Annotated in this window: 16 protein-coding genes; 8 read left to right on the forward strand and 8 right to left on the reverse strand. The window is 66.1% G+C overall.

Features of this window, described 5'->3' with window-relative positions; all coding sequences use genetic code 11:
* Positions 1-58: 58 nt before the first annotated feature.
* Complete coding sequence (locus H7A76_RS28290; RefSeq protein WP_185701576.1) at positions 59-2431, reverse strand: TonB-dependent receptor; 2373 nt, start codon at positions 2429-2431, stop codon at positions 59-61.
* 153 nt (positions 2432-2584) lie between these two features.
* Here H7A76_RS28290 and H7A76_RS28295 point away from each other — a divergent pair, with 153 nt between their 5' ends.
* Positions 2585-3529 carry a LysR family transcriptional regulator gene (locus H7A76_RS28295; RefSeq protein WP_185701577.1) on the forward strand — a complete coding sequence of 315 codons (945 nt, stop codon included), beginning with the start codon at positions 2585-2587 and terminating at the stop codon, positions 3527-3529.
* Positions 3530-3721: 192 nt separating this feature from the next.
* Entirely contained in the window at positions 3722-5338 is a 1617-nt protein-coding gene (locus tag H7A76_RS28300) for an alkaline phosphatase family protein (protein ID WP_185701578.1), read from the forward strand.
* 226 nt (positions 5339-5564) lie between these two features.
* Here H7A76_RS28300 and H7A76_RS28305 read toward each other — a convergent pair whose 3' ends face one another.
* Positions 5565-6470: a TauD/TfdA family dioxygenase gene (locus tag H7A76_RS28305; protein WP_185701579.1), complete on the reverse strand. Its 906-nt coding sequence runs from the start codon at positions 6468-6470 to the stop codon at positions 5565-5567.
* Positions 6471-6654: 184 nt separating this feature from the next.
* Between H7A76_RS28305 and H7A76_RS28310 the strand changes: the two genes are divergently transcribed.
* Positions 6655-7575 carry a LysR family transcriptional regulator gene (locus tag H7A76_RS28310; protein ID WP_068580077.1) on the forward strand — a complete coding sequence of 307 codons (921 nt, stop codon included), beginning with the start codon at positions 6655-6657 and terminating at the stop codon, positions 7573-7575.
* A 34-nt stretch (positions 7576-7609) separates the two neighbouring features.
* Here the strand turns inward: H7A76_RS28310 and H7A76_RS28315 are convergent, their stop codons facing one another.
* Entirely contained in the window at positions 7610-8632 is a 1023-nt protein-coding gene (locus H7A76_RS28315) for an ABC transporter substrate-binding protein (RefSeq protein ID WP_185701580.1), read from the reverse strand.
* A gap of 336 nt (positions 8633-8968) precedes the next feature.
* Between H7A76_RS28315 and H7A76_RS28320 the strand changes: the two genes are divergently transcribed.
* Genes H7A76_RS28320 through H7A76_RS28330 form a run of 3 tightly spaced genes read left to right on the forward strand, consistent with a single transcriptional unit; the run spans position 8969 to position 12998 of the window.
* Positions 8969-10561 carry an ABC transporter permease gene (locus H7A76_RS28320; RefSeq protein WP_185701581.1) on the forward strand — a complete coding sequence of 531 codons (1593 nt, stop codon included), beginning with the start codon at positions 8969-8971 and terminating at the stop codon, positions 10559-10561.
* On the forward strand, positions 10558-11373 hold the full coding sequence (locus H7A76_RS28325) for an ABC transporter ATP-binding protein (RefSeq protein WP_185701582.1): 816 nt from the start codon (positions 10558-10560) through the stop codon (positions 11371-11373). Before H7A76_RS28320 ends, H7A76_RS28325 begins: the two co-directional genes overlap by 4 nt.
* A gap of 14 nt (positions 11374-11387) precedes the next feature.
* Positions 11388-12998, forward strand: coding sequence for an arylsulfatase (locus H7A76_RS28330; RefSeq protein ID WP_185701583.1), 1611 nt, complete (start codon positions 11388-11390; stop codon positions 12996-12998).
* A gap of 80 nt (positions 12999-13078) precedes the next feature.
* Here H7A76_RS28330 and H7A76_RS28335 read toward each other — a convergent pair whose 3' ends face one another.
* Positions 13079-14149: a fatty acid desaturase gene (locus H7A76_RS28335; RefSeq protein ID WP_185701584.1), complete on the reverse strand. Its 1071-nt coding sequence runs from the start codon at positions 14147-14149 to the stop codon at positions 13079-13081.
* Positions 14150-14249: 100 nt separating this feature from the next.
* Between H7A76_RS28335 and H7A76_RS28340 the strand changes: the two genes are divergently transcribed.
* The gene (locus tag H7A76_RS28340) at positions 14250-15254 is read left to right on the forward strand and encodes an AraC family transcriptional regulator (RefSeq protein ID WP_185701598.1); all 1005 of its coding nucleotides are present in this window, start codon (positions 14250-14252) and stop codon (positions 15252-15254) included.
* An 83-nt stretch (positions 15255-15337) separates the two neighbouring features.
* Here the strand turns inward: H7A76_RS28340 and H7A76_RS28345 are convergent, their stop codons facing one another.
* Complete coding sequence (locus tag H7A76_RS28345) at positions 15338-16027, reverse strand: Crp/Fnr family transcriptional regulator (RefSeq protein ID WP_185701585.1); 690 nt, start codon at positions 16025-16027, stop codon at positions 15338-15340.
* A gap of 100 nt (positions 16028-16127) precedes the next feature.
* On the opposite strand from H7A76_RS28345, the gene H7A76_RS28350 reads away from it, so the two are divergent.
* Positions 16128-16649 (forward strand): DUF962 domain-containing protein, encoded by a 522-nt coding sequence (locus H7A76_RS28350; RefSeq protein WP_185701586.1) that lies wholly within the window; start codon positions 16128-16130, stop codon positions 16647-16649.
* A 101-nt stretch (positions 16650-16750) separates the two neighbouring features.
* Here the strand turns inward: H7A76_RS28350 and H7A76_RS28355 are convergent, their stop codons facing one another.
* The 3 genes from H7A76_RS28355 to cysT are packed head-to-tail and all read right to left on the reverse strand — an operon-like array spanning position 16751 to position 19445.
* Positions 16751-17740 (reverse strand): sulfate/molybdate ABC transporter ATP-binding protein, encoded by a 990-nt coding sequence (locus tag H7A76_RS28355; protein WP_185701587.1) that lies wholly within the window; start codon positions 17738-17740, stop codon positions 16751-16753.
* 3 nt (positions 17741-17743) lie between these two features.
* Positions 17744-18613 (reverse strand): sulfate ABC transporter permease subunit CysW, encoded by an 870-nt coding sequence (gene cysW, locus H7A76_RS28360; protein ID WP_085598086.1) that lies wholly within the window; start codon positions 18611-18613, stop codon positions 17744-17746.
* A gap of 13 nt (positions 18614-18626) precedes the next feature.
* The gene (gene cysT / locus H7A76_RS28365; RefSeq protein ID WP_185701588.1) at positions 18627-19445 is read right to left on the reverse strand and encodes a sulfate ABC transporter permease subunit CysT; all 819 of its coding nucleotides are present in this window, start codon (positions 19443-19445) and stop codon (positions 18627-18629) included.
* Between the last annotated feature and the right edge of the window lie 16 nt (positions 19446-19461).

Genomic DNA, 19461 nt, shown 5'->3' on the forward strand with positions numbered 1-19461 from the left:
CACTCCTGTTCGGATTGAAAGGCGCCGACAGTCCCGGCGCCAGGTGCGAAAGCGGACTTCAGAAGTCGTAGCGACCGGTCACGCCCAGGGTTCGCGGCGTGCCCAAAAGACCCTCGTAACCACCGTTGCCGCCGGTCCAGAGGGTGGTGTAGTAGGTCTTGTCGAAGGCGTTCTTCAGCCACAGCGAGACGTCCCACTGGCCCTGCTCGTAGTTGCCCCGCAGGCCGGTGGAGAGGTTGACCACGGCGTAGCTGGGGATCTGCCCGTACTGGGAATCCTCCACCGTGCCCACGGCCTTGGAACGGAAGGCATAGCTGGCGGTGACGTATTCCTCCAGGCCGTTATCCAGGTTCCACTTGTATTCGCCGTTGGCGTTGGCGATCCATTTCGAGGCGCCCACCACCTGGTGCCCGGTGAGATCGCAGGACGCCGGCGCCCCGGGACGCAAGCTGACCTCCGGCGGGCATGGGGCATCCTTGTAGGACAGGTAGCGCACGTCGTTGTAGGAGCCGTTGAGGTTCAGGGTCAGGCCGCGCAGCGGCACCAGGGTGCTTTCCACCTCGACCCCGCGCGAGCGCACCGAACCGGCGTTGGTCAGGTACTGCACGCGGTTGCCATAGTCGTAGGCGTTGGTCTGGTAGCCGTTGACCTGGGTCCAGAACAGGTTGGCATTGAGCTGCAGGCGCCGGTCCCACAGGGTGCTCTTGAAGCCCAGCTCGGCGTTGTTGGCGCGCTCGGTGCCGATCAGCAACGAGTCGGCGCCGGCGGTGGGCGCCGAGCCTACCGCCAGGTTGACCCCGCCGGATTTCTCGCCGTGGGACAAGGTGGCATAGCCCAGCAGGTCGTCGCTGAAGCGGTAGCTCAGGTTGAGCAGGCCCGAAGGGCTGGTGCTGTACTGGTTCAGGTCGCCGGAATCGTAGGCCCCGGCCCGGCCGCGCCGGGCATTGGCCGCGGCACCGGTGACCGCGACGCCACCCAACGGTGCGTCGCGGCCGACCGAGGCGGTTTTTTCCTCGTAGGTGCCCCGCAGGCCAGCGGTGAAATCCAGGCGCTCGGTGAGGTGCCAGGTGCCCTGGGCGAACAGGGCGAAGCTGTCGGTGCGGATCTTGCCCTTGCCGATGCTGGTGACGTCGTTCAGCGCCCCGGTGGGCGTACCGTTCCAGATATCGGCCTTGGGCCCGTAGTAGGCGAAGGACTTGTTATCCAGGTCCGAGCCGAAGTAGTAGGCCCCCAGCACGTAGTCGAAGAACCCGCCGCTGGGCGAGGCCAGGCGAAACTCCTGGGACCACTGCTTATCTTCCACCGAGACCCCGGCGTTGTAGGTGGCCGGCACGTTGAGGCCATCGTCGTTGCGCGGGGTGAAGTTCCACCAGCGGTAGGAGCTGACCGAGGTCAGGGTGAAGTCGCTGGGCAGGGTCCAGTTGGCCTCCAGGGAGGTGCCACCCTGGAACACCGTGACGTGCTGGTCGTTGTCCAGGTTGACCTTGCGGTGGCTGCCGTTGACCAGGGTCGCGCCGGCCGCCGCCGCGCGCGACTCATAGACATTTCTGCCGTTGATGGTCGGCCCGGTGCTGTACAGCACCCGGGTGCCGGCGCTGGAATCCTCTTCGTTGTAGTCGCCGATCCAGCGCAGGTTGAAGCTCTCGTTGGGCTTGTACAGCAACTGGCCGCGAAAGCCCTGGCGCGAACCGCCGTTGAGGTCGTGGCCGTCGTGCTCGTTCTTGATATCGCCGCCGCTGCGGGTGCGATAGGCCGAGAAACGCCCGGCCAGCTCATCGGTCAATGGCCCGGAAAGGGTGCCCTTGGTCTGGAAGTAGCCATCCTCGCCCAGGGAGGTCTCGATGCTGCGCTCGGGGGTGAAGCTCGGCGCGCGGGTACTGATGTTGATCACCCCGGCGGTGGTGTTCTTGCCGAACAGGGTGCCCTGGGGACCACGCAGCACTTCCAGCTGCTCGATGTCCATCAGGTCGAACACCGCCATTCCCGGCCGCCCCAGGTAGACGTTGTCGATGTACAGCCCGACGCTGCCTTCCAGGCCGTCGCTGGCCGGGTTGTTGCCCAGGCCGCGGATCGACACGCTGGACTGGCGCGCATGCATGTAGGCGACGTTGACGCTGGGTACCAGCTGTTGCAGGTCCTGGATGCGATAGACCCGCTGGCTCTCCAGGGCCTGGCCGCCGATCACGCTCATGGGCGTGGGCACGTTCTGCGAGCTTTCCTCGCGGCGCCGGGCAGTCACGGTCACCGTCTGCAACTGGCCGTCGTCGGCCTTGGCCTTGTTGGCGCTGCTCTTGGCCGGCGCGGTTTCCGGCGCCGGGGCCTCTTCGGCCCAGGTCGGTGTCCAGCTGGCGCTGCCGGCCAGCAACAGGGCCAGGGGCAGGCGCTTGAGCCGCCGAGGCGTGAGGGGTGAAGCGATGGACAACGGGCTCATGGGCGGCTCCTGGTCAGAAAACATACAGCTCGCATATTCTCTAAAGTTATTTATTTATGTTTTTACAAAGATTTACTGCATAAGAGATTGCCTTTATAAGGAGTCGACCTAATGCATAGCCAATGCATTTCCCCGATATTTTTTATGTGAAAAATGCATATCGACCTGCGCCAGCTCCGCCACTTCATCGCCCTCGCCGAGCAGCGCAGCTTCGTCGCGGCCGCGGCCACGGTGAACCTCTCGCAATCGGCCTTCAGCCGCAGCATCCAGGCGCTGGAGCACAGCGTCGGTTGCCAGCTGGTGGACCGTGGGCGCAAGGACCTGGCGCCGACCAAGCAGGGCCAACTGCTGCTGGAACACGCGCGGCGGCTGGTCAGCGGCGCCCAGCAGATGGCCAACGAAATCAGCCAGTTCAATGGCCTGGAAGCCGGGGAATTGCGCTTCGGCTGCGGCCCGGCACCGGCGGCCGGGCTGATCCCCCGGGCCATCGGCAGCTTCATCGGGCGCTACCCCAAGGCCCGGGTGCAGTTCCAAGTGGAGGATTGGCAGAGCCTGGGCAAGCGCCTGCTGTGCGAGGAGTTCGAGTTCTTCGTCGCCGACACCCGGCACTTCGAGGCCGACCCGGACTACCTGACCCAGCGCCTGCGCCCACGCAAATGGCATTTCTGCTGTCGCGCCGGCCACCCCCTGGCCGGGCGTGACAGCGTCAGCGCCAGCGAGCTGATGAGTTACCCGCTGGCGGTGACCATCCGCCCGCCGAACCTGCGCAAGGTCATCGTCGATCTCAGTGGCAAGCCGGACTTCACGCCCAATGTGGAATGCGAGAACAGCTTCAGCCTGCTGGGGGTGGTGCTGCGCTCGGACGCCATCGGCATCGTCGGCTCCTACAGCGATGCCCTGCACCAGGCCAAGGGCGAGCTGGTGTGCCTGAAAATCGAGGGGCTGGCCGACGACCTGGAGGAGCTCTACACCCGCTACGGCATCGTCAGCCGCGCCGGGTATCGGCTGTCGCCGCTGGCCCAGGCGATGATCGAGGAGATCAAGCACCTCGACGCACAGGATGAGGAGTTGTGCTCGCTGGAGAACTTCGCGGTCTGATCCGGCCCAATCGCGGGCAAGCTCCGCTCCTACAGAGGAAGATTGCGCACGCTTGTGTAGGAGCGAAGCTTGCTCGCGATGGCGTCCTCAAGGCCCATGCATAACCCGCATGAAAAGCATGCGGCAAATGCGCTTGCCGGCATCCCCCGGCGAAGGCGAAAACCCTCACCTGTCTTTCGATCGGTGAAGCCCATGTCCCCTACTCCCCAACCCGTGCGCAACGTGCTCTACATCATGTGCGACCAACTGCGCCGGGATTACCTGTCGTGCTACGGCCACCCGCACCTGCACACCCCCAACATCGACCGCCTGGCCGCCGCCGGGGTGCGCTTCAGCCGCGCCTACACCCAAGGCACCATCTGCGGCCCGTCGCGGATGTCGGCCTACACCGGGCGCTACGTCAGCAGCCACCAGGTGGCGTGGAACGCCGTGCCCCTGCCGCTTGAGGAACTGACCCTGGGCGACTACCTGCGCCCCCACGGCATCCGCACCGCGCTGGTGGGCAAGACCCACGCCACGCCCAACCTGGATGCCCAGCAGCGGCTGGATATCGCCGCCGACAGCCCCCAGGCCGAACAGTTGAACGAAGTAGGCTTCGAGCCCTGGTTCCGCCACGACGGCATCTACCCCGACGACCCGCTGTTCGACGACAAGCGCGAGTCCGCGCCCTACACCCACTACCTGCGCGAGCGTGGCTACGCCGGGCGCAACCCCTGGCATGACTGGGCCAACGCCGCAGCCGGCGAGCAGGGGCAGATCCTCAGCGGCTGGCAGATGCGCCACGCGCACTTGCCGGCGCGGGTCGCCGCAGAGCATTCGGAAACCGTCTACACCACCGACCGCGCCATCGATTTCATCCGCGAACAAGGCGAGCGTCCCTGGTGCCTGCACCTGTCCTACATCAAGCCGCACTGGCCTTATATCGCCCCGGCGCCCTACCACGCGCTCTACGGTGCAGGGCAGGTACTGGCGCCGGTGCGGGCCGCGCCGCAGGAAGCCAGCGACCACCCGGTGTACCAGGCCTTCCGCCAGCACGAAGAAAGCCTGAACTTCTCCCGCGACGAGGTGCGCGCCAACGTGGTGCCCACCTACATGGGCCTGATCAAGCAGGTGGACGACCAGCTCGGCCGGCTGTTCGATGTGCTGCACAGCAGCGGACGCTGGGACGACACCCTGATCGTCTTCACCAGCGACCATGGCGACTTCCTCGGCGATCACTACCTGGGGGAAAAGGAATTCCTGCTGGAGCCGGCGGTGGGCGTGCCGCTGATCGTCCGCGATCCACGGCCTGCGGCGCACGGCACCCGGGGCACGGTGGATGCGCGCCTGGTGGAAACCATCGATGCCCTGCCGACCTTCCTCCAAGCCCTGGGCTTGCCGGGCGCCGAGCACCGCCTGGAGGGCCGCTCGCTGATCCCGCTGCTGCATGGCGCCATGCCGCCCTGGCGCCGCTACGCCATCAGCGAATACGACTATGCCTTCCAGGCCCCGGCCCGGGAGCGCCTGGGCCAGCCCATCGACCGTTGCCGCATGACCATGGTGCGCAGCGAACGCTGGAAGTACCTGGCCTACGACGGCTTCCGTCCGCAGCTGTTCGACCTGCAGAACGACCCGCAGGAACTGCACGATCTGGGGGCCGATCCGGCCTATGCGCCGGTGCGCGAAGAACACCTGGGCTACCTGCTGGAATGGCTGCGCGGGTTGAAGCGGCGGACCACCATCAGCCACGCCGAGATCGACTTGCGCGGGCAGCGGTTTCGTTATGGCGAGCCGGAGGCGGAGAAGCTGGTGCAGATCGGTGTGTGGTGAGGCGCTGACTTCAAGGACCTCATCGCGGGCAAGCCTCGCTCCTACCAAAGGCATACGCGTTCTTGCGTAGGAGCGAGCGGGCGGCGATCCGACTTGCCCGCGAAAAAAACGCCAATCCGCCACCGTCCCGAAGCCGCTGCGGCGATTGTGTGGCCTTCGGGCCCTGCGCAGCCTCGCACGCTCGGCCGCGACAGGGTTGGTGGTGACCTGCAACCGTCGAGGGCGTTCAAGCCCCCTTGGTGGTCTGGCTGCGCTGGCCGTGGACGCCCACCGGGACGTCGCCCTTGAGGGTCACCCGGCGCACCACGCGCTCCTGGCTGCCGTAGTCGTCGACAGCGTAGTGCTGGGTCGAGCGGTTGTCCCAGATCGCCACGTCGCCGGCGTTCCAGCGCCAGCGCACGGTGTTCTCCAGGCGCGTGACATGGCTTTGCAGCAGGTTGAACAGGTGCGCCGAATCGGCCTGGGAATAGCCCTTGATGCGCTTGACGAAATGCCCCAGCACCAGGCTCTTCTCGCCGCTCTGGGGATGCACGCGGACCACCGGGTGCTCGGTCTCGAACACCGTGGAGGTGAAGATCTTGCGGTAGCGCTCCAGCCGTTCCGCCGAGACGTCGGGCTTGACCGAGGCATAGTCGTACTCGTTGCTGTGCACCGCCCACAGCTGATCCGCCAAGGCCCGCAGCTCTTGCGGCAGCTCGTCGTAGGCGGTGGCGGTGTTGGCCCACACGGTGTCGCCGCCGAACGCCGGGGCCACCACCGAGCGCAGAATCGAGGCCTTGGGGTAGGCGTCGACGAAGGTCACGTCGGTGTGCCAGGAGTTGGCCCGCTGGCCCTGGGCGCCATCGAGCTCCATCAGGTAGCGGGTGCCGTCGCGTACCGGCACGGTGGGGTGGGCCACCGGTTCGCCCAGCAGGTGGGAGAAGGCTTCCTGGCTCTGGTCGTCGAGGTGGGTCTGGCCACGGAAGAAGATCACCTTGTACTGCACCAGCGCCTGCTCGATGGCCTGCACGGTGGCGGCATCGAGCTCGCCGGAAAGTTGCACACCACGGATCTCGGCGCCGATGCGGCCGGCCACTGGGTGGATTTCAAGGGCCTGGACAACGGGTTTGACAGCTAAAGCGGCATTGCTCATCGAAGACACCCTCGGTGGACTGCTCACGGTAGGAACCGCCGCGAAACAACGCTCTATCTATATTCACTTTAGATCTAATAGATAAATACATGCTTCGTTGACGGAATAAGAGCTTGCATTTAAAACCTCATTCCTCACTCGTCGCAAATGCCTTCGAGCTATTTTTCGGATGCCGGGAAAGCATATGGATCTTCGCCAATTGCGTTACTTCATCGCCCTCAACGAGCACCGCAGTTTTGTCCGCGCCGCCGATGCCATGGGCATCACCCAGCCGGCCTTCAGCCGCAGTATCCAGGGCCTGGAGCAGGAGTTCGGTTGCGTGCTGGTGGACCGGGGCAACAAGGACCTGCGCCCCACGCCCGAGGGCCAGGTGGTGCTGCAGCATGCCTTGAGCCTGGTGCAGGGTGCGGCCCTGCTCAGCAGTGAAGTGACGCAGATGACCAAGCTCGATGCCGGCGAGGTGCGCTTCGGCTGCGGCCCGGCGCCCGCGGTGAAGCTGGTGCCCGACGCCGTGGCGCAGTTCACCAGCGCCCACCCGCGGGTGCGCACCTGCTTTGCCGTGGATAACTGGGAAAAACTCAGCCGCAGCCTCAACCGCGAGGAGATCGAGTTCTTCATCGCCGACATCCGCCACTTCGAGGCCGATCCCAACTACCAGACCCAGGCCCTGACGCCCAAGCGCGGGGTGTTCTTCTGCCGTCCCGGGCATCCGTTGCTGGCCAAGGAGAGCCTGTCCACCAACGACATGTTCGACTACCCCCTGGCCACCACCCTGATCCCGCCGGGCATTCGCAAGTTGCTGGCCAACTTGAGCGGGCGCATCGATTTTTCACCGACCATCGAGACCGAGCATTTCCCGGCGCTGGTGAAGATCGTCCGCCAGTCCAATGCCATTGGCGTGGGCACCGCCGAGGCGTTCGCCGAGGATATCGCCCAGGGTTCGCTGGCCCTGCTGCACTGGCGCAACCTGCCGCAGAACATCGACAGCCTGAACGCCCGCTGCGGCATCGTCAGCCGCAGTGGTTTTCGCCTGTCGCCAGCGGCCCGCAAGATGATCGAAGTGCTGGTGAGCGTGGACCAGCAGCAAGTCGCCATCGCCCTGTAGCCGCTGACGAGCAGCGCGAGGCTGCGACCGGGCGCTACAGGCCGGCGGCGGCCAGTTGCGGCGCCACCCACTCGCTGACCTTGAACGGCTTGCGGATCAGCCGCTGCTTGGCCGCCAGGTCTACCGAATCCTGCAACCGGCCGAGGAACACCGGGTCCAGGGTCGAGGGGAAGATCTCGCTCAGGCGCTGGTCCTTGAGGTCGTCCTGGAGAATCACCGGTGGATAGCTGGCCAGCCCCGACACCAGCTGGATATAGGCTTCCTTGTTGCTGTCCTGGGTCAGCCATTGCACCGCCTGTTGCTGGGCCTTGAGCAGCTTTTCCACCGCCTCGGGATGCTCGTCGACGAACTTGCCCGAGCCCACCAGCACCGCCTGCACGCTGCCGGCGTCGCCCAGGTCCTTGGTGCTCAAGGGCAGTTCGGCCAGGCCCTTGCTGCGCAGGGCGGACAGCCCGGTGCTGCCCCAGGAGGCGTCGATCTGCCCAGCCGCCAGCGCCGCCACGGCGGCATTGAAGTCGAGGTTGACCACCTTCAGGTCCTTTTCGCTCAGGCCACGGCTGGCCAGGGCCGCATCGAACGACAATTGGGTGGCGGTGCCACGGAACACCGCCACGCGCTTGCCCTTGAGATCTTCCAGGGTCTTGATCCCCGATCCCGGCGCAACCCCCAGGTAATGCTTGACCCCACGGGCCGTGGCGCTGAGCAGGCGGGTATCCAGGCCATTGGACTTGCCGATGATGGCCGCCAGGTCGCCGAGGTAGGCCAGGTCCACCTGGCCATTGGCGAAGGCTTCGTTGATCACCGGCCCTGCGCCCTTGAAGAAATTCCACTGGATCTTGATGCCCTGGTCGGCGAAGGCCTTCTCCAGGATCTGCTGGTGGCGCAGCACATCCACCACTCCGCCCGAGCTGTGCTGGGTACCGGCGCTGAGGTCGGGCACGGCGATGCGGATTTCCTTGAGTTCGCCAGCCTGGGCCAGCAGCGGCAGGTAGCCCAGCAGCCCGGCCAGGGCCGGCGCGGCCAACAGGCTGATCACACGTTTGAAGGGAAGGTTCATGGGGACGGCTCCTGGAGGGCAAAGGCGTTGAGGAGCCCAAGGTAGGCCCAGCAGGGCAAGACATTTAAATACTAAAAATTCACATTTTAATAACAAAAAGAAATAACCCAGTCAGTACGGGGCTCCCCCGGGAACATGCGGAAAATGCATGGAAAATATTCTCCAAATGCATTGGATGCGTGGCGATGGGAAGCCTTAAATGGCCTCTCTTATCGCTCAATAGCATTGATTTGATTATTAATAGAACACAAATGCATATTGTAGGAGCGATCGGTTTCGCCACGCCTGGACGTGGCCCGTCCCATGCCATGCCGCACCCGACGACGGAGGTCACCCATGGCCCGTGTTTCCCTGCTCAGCCTGCCCCTGTGGGCACCCTCCGACCCACGCCAACCTTGGCCGGCGGTCCACCGCCTGCTGCCTTGGTTGCTGCCATTGGGGTTGTTCGGCCTGTGGTGGCTGGCCAGCCGCAACCAGTGGATGAGCGAGCAGATCCTGCCGACGCCGGGACTGGTCTGGAACAGCGCCCGGGAGCTGGCCGCCGGCGAGCTCTGGAGCCACCTGGCGATCAGCCTGCAACGACTGGCCTGGGGCCTGCTGGTCGGGATCGGCATCGGCGCCCTGCTGGGTGGCGCCATGGGCTTCAGCCGCCGCCTGGAGCGCCTGGTGTTTCCCACCTTCGGTGCCCTGGCGCAGATCCCGACCCTGGCCTGGGTGCCGCTGTTCATGGTGTTTTTCGGCATCGGCGAACTGCTCAAGCTGGTGGTGCTGCTCAAGGCGGTAGTGGTCCCGGTGACCCTGCATACCCTGGTGGGCGTGCGCGACGCGCAACCGCGGCTGCGCGAAGCGGCCATCGTGCTGCGCCTGCCACCGATCCTGCTGCTGCGGCGCCTGGTGCTGCCCGCCGCACTGCCGGCCTTCATGGCGGGCGTACGCCTGGCCCTGGCCACCGGCTGGACCTCATTGCTGGCGGTGGAGCTGCTGGCCTCCAGCGAAGGCATCGGCTACCTGATGGTCTGGGCCAGGCAGCTGTTCATGCTGGATATCGTCTTCGTCTGCATCCTGGTGATCGGCGTGCTGGGCATGGCCATGGATCGCGGCATCGGCTGGCTGGACCGCAAGCTGGTGTACTGGCCGCACCCGGCCACCGCCGAGTTTCGCCGTGGCCCGCGCCACCAGGGCTGGCAGCGCCTGCAACCCTGGCTGCTGCCCCTGGCGCTGCTGGCCCTGTGGCAGTTGGCGAGCGAACGCCAGTGGCTGGACGCCAACATCCTGCCCAGCCCCCTGGCGGTGCTGGCCACCACCGTCGACGGCCTGCTCGACGGCAGCCTGCTGGGCGGCCTGGGCCTGAGCCTGGGGCGCACCCTGGCCGGCCTGTTGCTGGGCGCCAGCCTGGGCCTGGGGTTGGGACTGCTGCTGGGCCTGTCGCGCTTGAGCGAGCGCCTGCTGGGGCCGACCCTGGCCGCCCTGCGCCAGATCGCCATCTTCGCCTGGGTGCCGCTGCTTACCGCCTGGTTCGGCCTGGGCGAGCTGGCCAAGTGGGTCTTCGTCGCCCTGGCCGCCTTCTTCCCGCTGTTCGTCGCCACCCAACGCAGCGTCGCCCAGCTCTCGCCACAACTGGCGGAGGCTGCCCAAGTGTTGCGCCTGGGTCTCTGGCAGCGCCTGCGGCGCCTGGTATTGCCCGGGGCCGCGCCGGGGATCTTCGCCGGCCTGCGGGTGAGCCTGATCTACGCCTGGCTGGGCACCATCGGCGCTGAGTACTTCATGCCGTCCGACGGTGGGATCGGCAGCCAGATGATCAGCGCCCAGCAGTTGCTGCGCATGGACCTGATCATGGCCGGGATGCTGCTGGTGGGCCTGACCGGCGCCCTTATCAACTTCCTTGGGCAATGGCTGGAACGCCACGCCACCCGCTGGAGACACGCATGAACGCACCCTTGGTCAGCTTCGAACACGTAGGCAAGAGCTTTCCCGTCGCCGGTGGCGAGCTGGAAGCGATCCGCGAATTCAACCTGGACATCGCCGAGGGCGAATTCGTCGCCATCGTCGGCTCCAGCGGCTGTGGCAAGTCCACCCTGTTGCGCCTGCTGATCGGCCTGGACACTGAGTTCCGTGGCCAGATACGCGTCGACGGCAAGGCCGTCAGCGGCATCGGCAGCGAACGCGGCATCGTGTTCCAGGAGCACCGGTTGTTCCCTTGGCTGACGGTGGCCGAGAACATCGGCCTGGGCCTGGTCAACGAGCCCCTGGGCGCCGCCGAGCGCCAACGGCGCATCGCCAGCTTCATCGAGCTGGTGGGCCTCGAGGACTTCGCCAAGGCCTATCCGCACCAACTGTCCGGCGGCATGGCGCAGCGGGTGGCCATCGCCCGGGGGCTGGTGGCCAGCCCGCGCATCCTGTTGCTGGACGAACCTTTCGGCGCCCTCGACGCGCTGACCCGCCAGCAGATGCAGGATGAGCTGCTGGCGATCCGCGAGCGGGCACGGATCACCACGGTACTGGTGACCCACGATGTCGAGGAAGCGATCTTCCTCGCCGACCGGGTGGTGGTGATGGAGCCACGCCCGGGGCGGATCAAGCGCGTGGTCGAGGTCGCCCTGCCCCATCCGCGCCAGCGCAGCCGCTTCGACTTCCACCAGCTGCGCGAGGAACTGCTGCACGAACTGACCAGCGACGATCACTACCAGGCCCCGCCACCGGTACGGATCAGCGACCTGCCCTTGACCTTCATTGCTTGCTGAACAGGAGTGACTCGATGCCGCAACGTCCCAATTTCCTGGTGATCCTGGCCGACGACCTGGGCTTTTCCGACCTCGGCGCCTTCGGGGGCGAGATCGCCACGCCGAACCTCGATGCCCTGGCCTTCAACGGCCTGCGCCTGACCGACTTCCATACCGCCCCGACCTGCTCGCCGACCCGCTCCATGCTGCTCACCGGCACCGACCACCATATCGCCGGGATCGGCACCATGGCCGAGGCCCTGACCCCGGAGCTGATCGGCAAGCCAGGGTACGAGGGCCACCTCAACGACCGGGTGGCGGCCCTGCCCGAGCTGCTGCGCGAAGCCGGCTACCAGACCCTGATGAGCGGCAAGTGGCACCTGGGGCTGACCCTGGACCGCGCGCCCCACGCCCGGGGCTTCGAGCGTTCGTTCGCGTTGCTGCCCGGGGCCGCCAACCACTATGGTTTCGAACCCACCTATGACGAACACACCCCGGGCCTGCTCAAATCCACCCCGGCGCTGTACATCGAGGACGATCGCTTCCTCGACGGGCTGCCCCAGGGGTTCTATTCCTCCGATGCCTTCGGCGACAAGCTCCTGCAATACCTCAAGGAGCGCGACCAGAGCCGGCCGTTCTTCGCCTACCTGCCGTTCTCGGCACCCCATTGGCCGTTACAGGCCCCTGAAGAGATCGTAGCCAAGTACCGCGGGCGCTACGACGCCGGTCCCGAGGCCCTGCGCCTGGAACGGCTGGAGAAGCTCAAGGCCCTGGGGCTGGTGGACGCCCAGGTCGAGCCGCACCCGCTGATCGGCCTGGACGCCGAGTGGGCCGCCCTCAGCGACGATCAGCGCCAGCGCTCGGCCCGGGCCATGGAGGTGTATGCGGCCATGGTGGAGCGCATGGACTGGAACATCGGCCGGGTGGTGGATTACCTGCGCCAGCAGGGCCAGCTGGACAACACGCTGATCCTGTTCATGTCCGACAACGGAGCCGAAGGGGCTCTGCTGGAAGCCTTCCCCAAGTTCGGCCCGCAGCTGTTGAGCTACCTGGACCAGCATTACGACAACAGCCTTCAGAATATCGGCCGGGCCAATTCCTATGTCTGGTACGGACCGGCCTGGGCCCAGGCCGCCACCGCGCCGTCGCGACTGTTCAAGGCCTTCACCACCCAGGGCGGGATTCGCGTGCCGGCGTTGCTGCACTACCCGCAGCTGCCGCTCAAGGGGCAGGTCAGCCATGGCTTCGGCACGGTGATGGACATTACCCCGACCCTCTTGGACCTGGCCGGCGTGCGCCATCCGGGCAAGCGCTGGCGCGGGCGCGATATCGCACCGCTGCGGGGCAAGTCGTGGCTGGGATTCCTGTCCGGCGAGACGGCGCAGGTGCATGACGAGCACACGGTCACCGGCTGGGAGCTGTTCGGCCGCCGGGCGATCCGCCAGGGGCAATGGAAGGCGGTGTACATTCCAGGCCCCGTGGGCCCGGCCACCTGGCAGTTGTACGACCTGGGGCGCGACCCGGGGGAGATCCACGACCTGGCCAGCAGCCACCCGCAAAAGCTGCAAACCCTGTTGCAGGAATGGCAGCGCTACGTGGACGAGACCGGGGTGATCCTCAGCGAGTCGCCGTTCCAGCCGGATTGATCGCGGCCGGGCAATCGCCATCGCGGGCAAGCCTAGCGCCTACCGGCCTGGCTGCCCGCGATGGCCTCAACCATCACACCTCAAGCCTCGGCACCCAGCGCCTGCGGCGCCTGCTGTTCCTTACGGGTAAACCGGTTGGCCCGGCCGAAGGTGCCCAGGTCGTTGAAACGCACGCCCATCTGCGCCATCACCCGGTGGGCCACTGGCGCGGTCATCTGGCGGATGTAGAAGGGCTCCTTGACCACGAAGTGGTGGATGCCGTGGGTACTGCCGAAGTTGAAGCAGAACGCTTGCAGCGGCCACATCCACCAAGGGTTGAGGACCTGGGTCTGCTGGATCACGTTGCCCGGCTCGACATCGCCGTAGTAGTGCATGTTGGAGCTGACGAAGTGCAGGCAAAAGGTCCGCAGCACGTTCGGGCCGACGATCACCACCACGGCGATGTCGATCACCTGCATCAGCGCCAGGGTGCTGGCCGACCACTCGATGGAAGTGCCCAGCAACGCGGCGACGCCATTGGCTCCATGGAAGCCGAGAAACAGGTACCAGGCGCCCCAGTGCAACTGCGCCAGGGGAGCATAGGCTGCCATCAGCCGGGCGAAACGCTTGAGCTTGGCCTTCCAGCCCGGCACATGGAGCGTATGGACGAAGGCCGAGATCATGTTGTCGCCCACCATCAGCAGTCGCGCGATGCCCCACGACTCGCCGTTGGTGATGCCACGCTCTTCGACATCGCCCGCGGAGCCCGAGACCTTGTGGTGGTTCAAGTGCAACTGGCGGCGTATCCAGGGGTTGATGGTGCTGGGGCGAGCCAGCCAGACCAGGCCCATCATCAGGTTGTGGGGCACCCGCCGCTTGCGGAAATACATGCTGTGGATCAGGTCGTGCTCCAGCTCGTGGGTCAGCGAGGCGAAGAACGCATTGAGCAGCAGGCAGGCCCACCAGGCCAGGTGACCGTTGAGATAGAGCGCGGCGCAGCCGACCATGCCGGCCAGGGCGAAGGCCAGGATCGTCGCGCCCAGGGCGTCCTGGTGACGCAGGAGCGGATAGCGCCGGCGCAGTTCATCGCCCCGGGCCACGACCACTTCGCGAATGTGCGCCGCGCGCTGTTGTGCGTCCATCCGTTCGGGGCTTGCGCAAGTACCCTGCATGATTCCATCCTCTGGGTCAGTGATGTGTGCATCCTGCCCCGGGCCCTGGCCCTGGGCGCTAGCCGTGAACGCCAACCTGTTGACCGGACGCGCCAATCGCATGACCGAAGCCACCTCTCTCGCCAGCTGGACCCGCGCCCTGCGCAAGCAGCTGGATGCCCTGGACCTGGATAGCGCGGCCCTGTGCCGCGAGGCCGGGCTTGACCCCCAATTGATGGACAATCCCAACGCCCGCTATCCGCTGTCGGCCACCACTCGTCTGTGGCAACTGGCGGTACAGGCCAGCGGCGATCCAGCCATCGGCTTGCGGGTGTCGCGCTTCGTCAGCCCCACCACCTTCCACGCCCTGGGGTATGCGCTGGTGGCCAGCGGCAGCTTGCGCGAGGTGTTCGAGCGCATCCTGCGCTATCACCAGGTGGTCAGCGATGCCCTGGTCCCGCAGTTGATCCGCGAGCAGGACCGCTACCGCTTCGTCCTGAAGATGCCCGAAGGCGCCCAGCAGCCGGCGTTCGAGGCCATCGACGCGTTCGCCGCGATCCACGTGCGCACCTGCCGCAGCCGCCTGGGCCGTGAATACGCGCCGCTGGCCGTGTACCTGCGGCGGCCGCAGCCCGAGGACCCCAGCCAATGGCACCGGGTGTTCCGCTGCCCGGTGCACTTCGCGGCCAGCGAGGACTGCCTGGAGTTTCGCGTGCAGGATTTCGAAAGCCACCTGGACGATGCCAACCCGGAACTGGCCGAACACAACGAGCAAGTGCTCAAGCGCGCCCTGGCGCAGCTACGGCCATTGACCTGGGAGCGCAAGGTGCGCGAAGTGATCGAGGCCCAGTTGCCCGACGGCGAGCCGGCCGCCGAGCGCGTGGCCCAGGCCCTGCACCTGAGCCTGCGCAGCCTGCAACGGCACCTGGCGGACGAAGGCACGCGCTTCGACACCCTGCTCAACGAGTGCCGGGAAAACCTCGCCCTGCTGCACCTGCGCGACCCGGCCTGCTCCCTCAGCGAAATCAGCTACCTGCTGGGATTCGCCGACGCCAGCAGCTTCAGCCGGGCCTTCAAGCGCTGGACCGGCATGACCCCCGGACAATTCCGCGACGGCCTGCGCTGACCCCGAACCGTCCCTGACCTGCATGGAACCAGGCACCGCCAGATGGCGGCGCGTGCCGAGCCGTGCGCAGCCTGCGGCAGCGGCTACACGGAACTGGCCAGGGCACGCAGGCGTTCGGCATCGAGGATCTCGATCTCGCCATAGCTCAGCCGCAGGATGCCCTGGTGCTGCAGGTCCTTGAGGATCTGGTTGGTGGTCTGGCGCGACAGCGAGAGCATCAGCGCCAGCTGTTCCTGGGGCAGTTGCAGCAGGCGCCGGCTCTGGGTCACTTCGCCATAACCGGCGGCCATCGCCAGCAGGCGGTTGGCCACCCGCGCCGGGGCCGGCATCAGGCTCAATTGCTCCAGGTTGATGAAGGCCAGGCGCAACTTGTGGCTCATCAACAGGGCGAACTGGCGCCAGTAGACGGGTTGCTCGTCCAATAGCCGCGCAAGGTTCGCCTGGGGTACCTGGAGCAAGGTGCAGGCACCCTCGGCGCAGGCATCGTGGGTACGCGGCTGCCCGTCGAACAGGCAGATCTCGCCGAACCAGTGGGGTGCCTCCATCAGGCTGAGCAAGGCCTCCTTGCCCTGCGCGCTGACCGCGCCGACCCGCACCACGCCCTCGACCACCGCATACAGGCCGCAGGGTGGATCGCCACGACGAAACAGGTACTGCCCCGGCGCCAGCCGCCGCAGGCGGGCATTGTCGAGCAGGCTATCCTGTAGAGAGGGCGGCAAGTGGCTGAACCACTGGCCGGCCATCAGGCATTCGCGCCATTGCTGCATATCCATGGACCGTGTTTTCCCCAGGGCATCGCCTTGATTGTCGCCTAGCCGACAGAGCCGTGATCGGGCGTGCGGCATGATCCGGCCACCCAACGGAGGAACAACAATGAAAAGCCTCGTCGATCACCTGAGTCAATACGCGGCCTATCACCGCGACCCACGCAATATCGCCAGCCACTTCATCGGCATCCCGATGATCGTGGTCGCCGTGGCCGTACTGCTGTCCCGCCCGGCCTGGCCGGTGGCCGGGCTGACGCTTTCGCCGGCGCTGCTGGCCCTGTTCGCGGCGGTGTACTACCTGCGCCTGGAACTGCGCCTGGGGTTATTGATGAGCGTGCTGATGGGCTTGTCGGTGTGGGCTGGCCAGGCACTGGCGCAACAGAGCACCCTGGTCTGGCTGGCCAGTGGCCTGGGCCTGTTCGTGGTGGGCTGGGTGATCCAGTTCGTCGGCCATTACTACGAAGGGCGCAAGCCGGCCTTCGTCGATGACGTCTCCGGGCTGATCATCGGCCCGCTGTTCGTGGTGGCCGAACTGGCCTTCCTGCTGGGCCTGCGCCATGACCTCAAGCAGCAGATCGAGGCACGGGCGGGGGGTGTGCGGGTCAATCCGAAGCGTGCCGCGATCTAGATCGCAATCGCGGGCAAGCTCCGCTCCTACAGAAGCACGCATTCTGCTTCTGTAGGAGCGAGCGGGCGGCGATCCGACTTGCCCGCGATGCTTCTCGGCTTTTAGAGATTGGCGACCTTCTGCCAGACCTTGGGCTTGAAGAACAGCGTCTCGCCCTTGGCCAGGCCCACCAGGCTGTCATGGTCCTTCACCACTTCGGCCTCGATCAGTTCATCCTGGCCCTCGACCTTGAGCGTCACCCGGGTGGTGGCGCCCAGCGGGCGGATATCGCGGACCTGGGCGGCGTGGTGATCCTCCAGCTCCGCACGCGACAGCGACACTTCATGGGGCCGGAACAGCACATGGTTGTCCTCCCCCAGGCGCAGGCGGTTGGAGTCGCCGAGGAAGTGATAGACGAAATCGCTGGCCGGATACTCGTAGACCTCGCCAGGTGAGCCGATCTGCTCGATCACGCCCTTGTTCATCACCACGATGCGGTCGGCCACTTCCATGGCCTCTTCCTGGTCGTGGGTGACGAACACCGAGGTCAGGTTGATGTCTTCGTGCAGCCGCGCCAGCCAGCGGCGCAGCTCCTTGCGCACCTTGGCATCCAGCGCGCCGAAGGGCTCGTCCAGCAGCAGCACCTTGGGCTCCACCGCCAGGGCCCGGGCCAGGGCGATACGCTGGCGCTGGCCGCCGGAGAGCTGCTCCGGATAGCGATCGGAGAGCCAGTCCAGCTGCACCATGTTCAGCAGTTCATGGACCTTCTCGGCGATCCGGCTTTCGCTGGGGCGCTGGTTCTTGGGCTTCATGCGCAGGCCGAAGGCGACGTTGTCGAACACGCTCATGTGGCGGAACAACGCGTAGTGCTGGAACACGAACCCGACGTTGCGATCGCGCACATCGTGGCCGGAGACGTCCTCGCCGTGGAACACGATGTTGCCGGCATCGGGCGTCTCCAGGCCGGCGATGATCCGCAGCAGGGTGGTCTTGCCGCAGCCCGAAGGGCCGAGCAGCGCCACCAGCTCACCGCTGTGGATATCCAGGTTGATGCTGTCCAGGGCCTTGAAGGCGTTGAAGTTCTTGCTGACGTTACGGACTTCGATCGACATGTCTTATTCCTCCGCGGCGCTGGCGCGCAGGCGGTTGATTCGGGATTCGCTCCACTGCTTGAGCAGCAGGATGAACAACGCAAGGATCAGCAACAGGCTGGCCACGGCGAAGGCCGCGACGTGGTTGTACTCGTTGTAGAGGATCTCCACGTGCAGCGGCAGGGTGTTGGTGACCCCGCGGATGTGCCCGGAGACCACCGACACCGCGCCGAACTCGCCCATGGCCCGGGCGGTGCAGAGCACCACGCCGTAGATCAGGCCCCATTTGATGTTGGGTACGGTGACGTGCCAGAACATCTGCCAACCGTTGGCCCCCAGCAGGCGCGCGGCCTCTTCTTCCTGGGTGCCCTGCTCCTGCATCAGCGGGATCAGCTCGCGGGCGACGAAGGGCACGGTGACGAAGATGGTGGCCAGGACGATGCCCGGCAGGGCGAACACGATCTGGATGTCGTGCTCCGACAGCCACGGGCCGAACAGCCCCTGGGCGCCGAACATCAGCACGTAGACCAGGCCGGCGATCACCGGCGACACCGAGAACGGCAGGTCGATCAGGGTCACCAGGAGGCTCTTGCCACGGAACGAGTACTTGCTCACGCACCAGGCGGCGCTGACCCCGAACACCAGGTTCAACGGCACCGAGACCAGCACCGCGATCACCGTGAGCTTGAGCGCCGACAGGGCGTCGGGCTCCAAGATCGCCGCGAAGAATGCACCCAGGCCAAGCTTGAGCCCCTGGGACACGACGATGAACAGCGGCAGCAGCAGGAACAGGGCGAAGATCAGCCAGCCCAGGCCAATCAATACCCGCCGCGAAGTGGCGCTGCCACGGCGGGCGGCGTTGGCCGACGAGGCGGCGATGGACGATTGGGACATGGTTCGCGCCTCCTTATGGGGTTTCGATACGCCGCTGCAGCAGGTTGATCAGCAGCAACAGGATGAAGGACACCACCAGCATCAGCACGCCGATGGAGGTGGCCCCGGTGTAGTCGTACTGGTCGAGCTTGACCATGATCAGCAGCGGCAGGATCTCGGTCTTCATCGGCATGTTGCCGGCGATGAAGATCACCGAGCCGTACTCGCCCACGCCCCGGGCGAAGGCCAGGGCGAAACCGGTCAGCCAGGCCGGCAGCAACGCCGGCACCAGAATGTGGCGGAACACCTGCCAGGGCTTGGCGCCGAGGCAGGCGGCGGCTTCTTCCACTTCGCGGGGGATGTCCGCCAGTACCGGCTGTACGGTACGCACCACGAACGGCAGGGTGACGAAAGTCAGCGCCAGGGTGATGCCCAAGGGCGTGTAGGCGATCTTGAAGCCCAGGTCGGTGGCGAACTGGCCCACCAGCCCGGTGGGCGCGTACAGCGCGGTCAGGGCAATGCCCGCCACCGCGGTGGGCAACGCGAAGGGCAGGTCGATCATCGCATCGATGATCCGCCGTCCGGGGAAGCTGTAGCGCACCAGGACCCAGGCCAGCAGCGTGCCGATCAGGCCGTTGATGACTGCCGCGTACAAGGCGGTGCCGAAGCTGAGCTTGAGGGCCGCCAGCACCCGGGGCGCCGAGACGATGGCCCAGAACTGGTCCCAGGTGAGTTGTGCGGCATGGACGAACATCGCCGCCAGGGGGATGAGCACAATCAGGCTGAGGTACACCAAGGTGTAGCCCAGCGTCAGCCCGAAGCCGGGTATGACGGGGGAGATACGACGCGACATAAGAGTCCTTGGTTGA

Origin of the sequence: Pseudomonas sp. MSSRFD41, from assembly GCF_014230245.1 — a bacterium.
GTDB classification, from domain to species: domain Bacteria; phylum Pseudomonadota; class Gammaproteobacteria; order Pseudomonadales; family Pseudomonadaceae; genus Aquipseudomonas; species Aquipseudomonas piscis.

Excerpts from the sequence above, each read along its gene's own strand:
- cysT (WP_185701588.1), bottom strand. The coding sequence starts at position 19,445 with ATGTCGCGTCGTATCTCCCCCGTCATACCCGGCTTCGGGCTGACGCTG.
- H7A76_RS28315 (WP_185701580.1), bottom strand. The coding sequence starts at position 8,632 with ATGAACCTTCCCTTCAAACGTGTGATCAGCCTGTTGGCCGCGCCGGCC.
- H7A76_RS28310 (WP_068580077.1), top strand. The coding sequence starts at position 6,655 with ATGGATCTTCGCCAATTGCGTTACTTCATCGCCCTCAACGAGCACCGC.
- H7A76_RS28350 (WP_185701586.1), top strand. The coding sequence starts at position 16,128 with ATGAAAAGCCTCGTCGATCACCTGAGTCAATACGCGGCCTATCACCGC.
- cysW (WP_085598086.1), bottom strand. The coding sequence starts at position 18,613 with ATGTCCCAATCGTCCATCGCCGCCTCGTCGGCCAACGCCGCCCGCCGT.
- H7A76_RS28330 (WP_185701583.1), top strand. The coding sequence starts at position 11,388 with ATGCCGCAACGTCCCAATTTCCTGGTGATCCTGGCCGACGACCTGGGC.
- H7A76_RS28340 (WP_185701598.1), top strand. The coding sequence starts at position 14,250 with ATGACCGAAGCCACCTCTCTCGCCAGCTGGACCCGCGCCCTGCGCAAG.
- H7A76_RS28305 (WP_185701579.1), bottom strand. The coding sequence starts at position 6,470 with ATGAGCAATGCCGCTTTAGCTGTCAAACCCGTTGTCCAGGCCCTTGAA.
- H7A76_RS28320 (WP_185701581.1), top strand. The coding sequence starts at position 8,969 with ATGGCCCGTGTTTCCCTGCTCAGCCTGCCCCTGTGGGCACCCTCCGAC.
- H7A76_RS28345 (WP_185701585.1), bottom strand. The coding sequence starts at position 16,027 with ATGGATATGCAGCAATGGCGCGAATGCCTGATGGCCGGCCAGTGGTTC.
- H7A76_RS28295 (WP_185701577.1), top strand. The coding sequence starts at position 2,585 with ATGCATATCGACCTGCGCCAGCTCCGCCACTTCATCGCCCTCGCCGAG.
- H7A76_RS28300 (WP_185701578.1), top strand. The coding sequence starts at position 3,722 with ATGTCCCCTACTCCCCAACCCGTGCGCAACGTGCTCTACATCATGTGC.
- H7A76_RS28335 (WP_185701584.1), bottom strand. The coding sequence starts at position 14,149 with ATGCAGGGTACTTGCGCAAGCCCCGAACGGATGGACGCACAACAGCGC.
- H7A76_RS28325 (WP_185701582.1), top strand. The coding sequence starts at position 10,558 with ATGAACGCACCCTTGGTCAGCTTCGAACACGTAGGCAAGAGCTTTCCC.
- H7A76_RS28355 (WP_185701587.1), bottom strand. The coding sequence starts at position 17,740 with ATGTCGATCGAAGTCCGTAACGTCAGCAAGAACTTCAACGCCTTCAAG.
- H7A76_RS28290 (WP_185701576.1), bottom strand. The coding sequence starts at position 2,431 with ATGAGCCCGTTGTCCATCGCTTCACCCCTCACGCCTCGGCGGCTCAAG.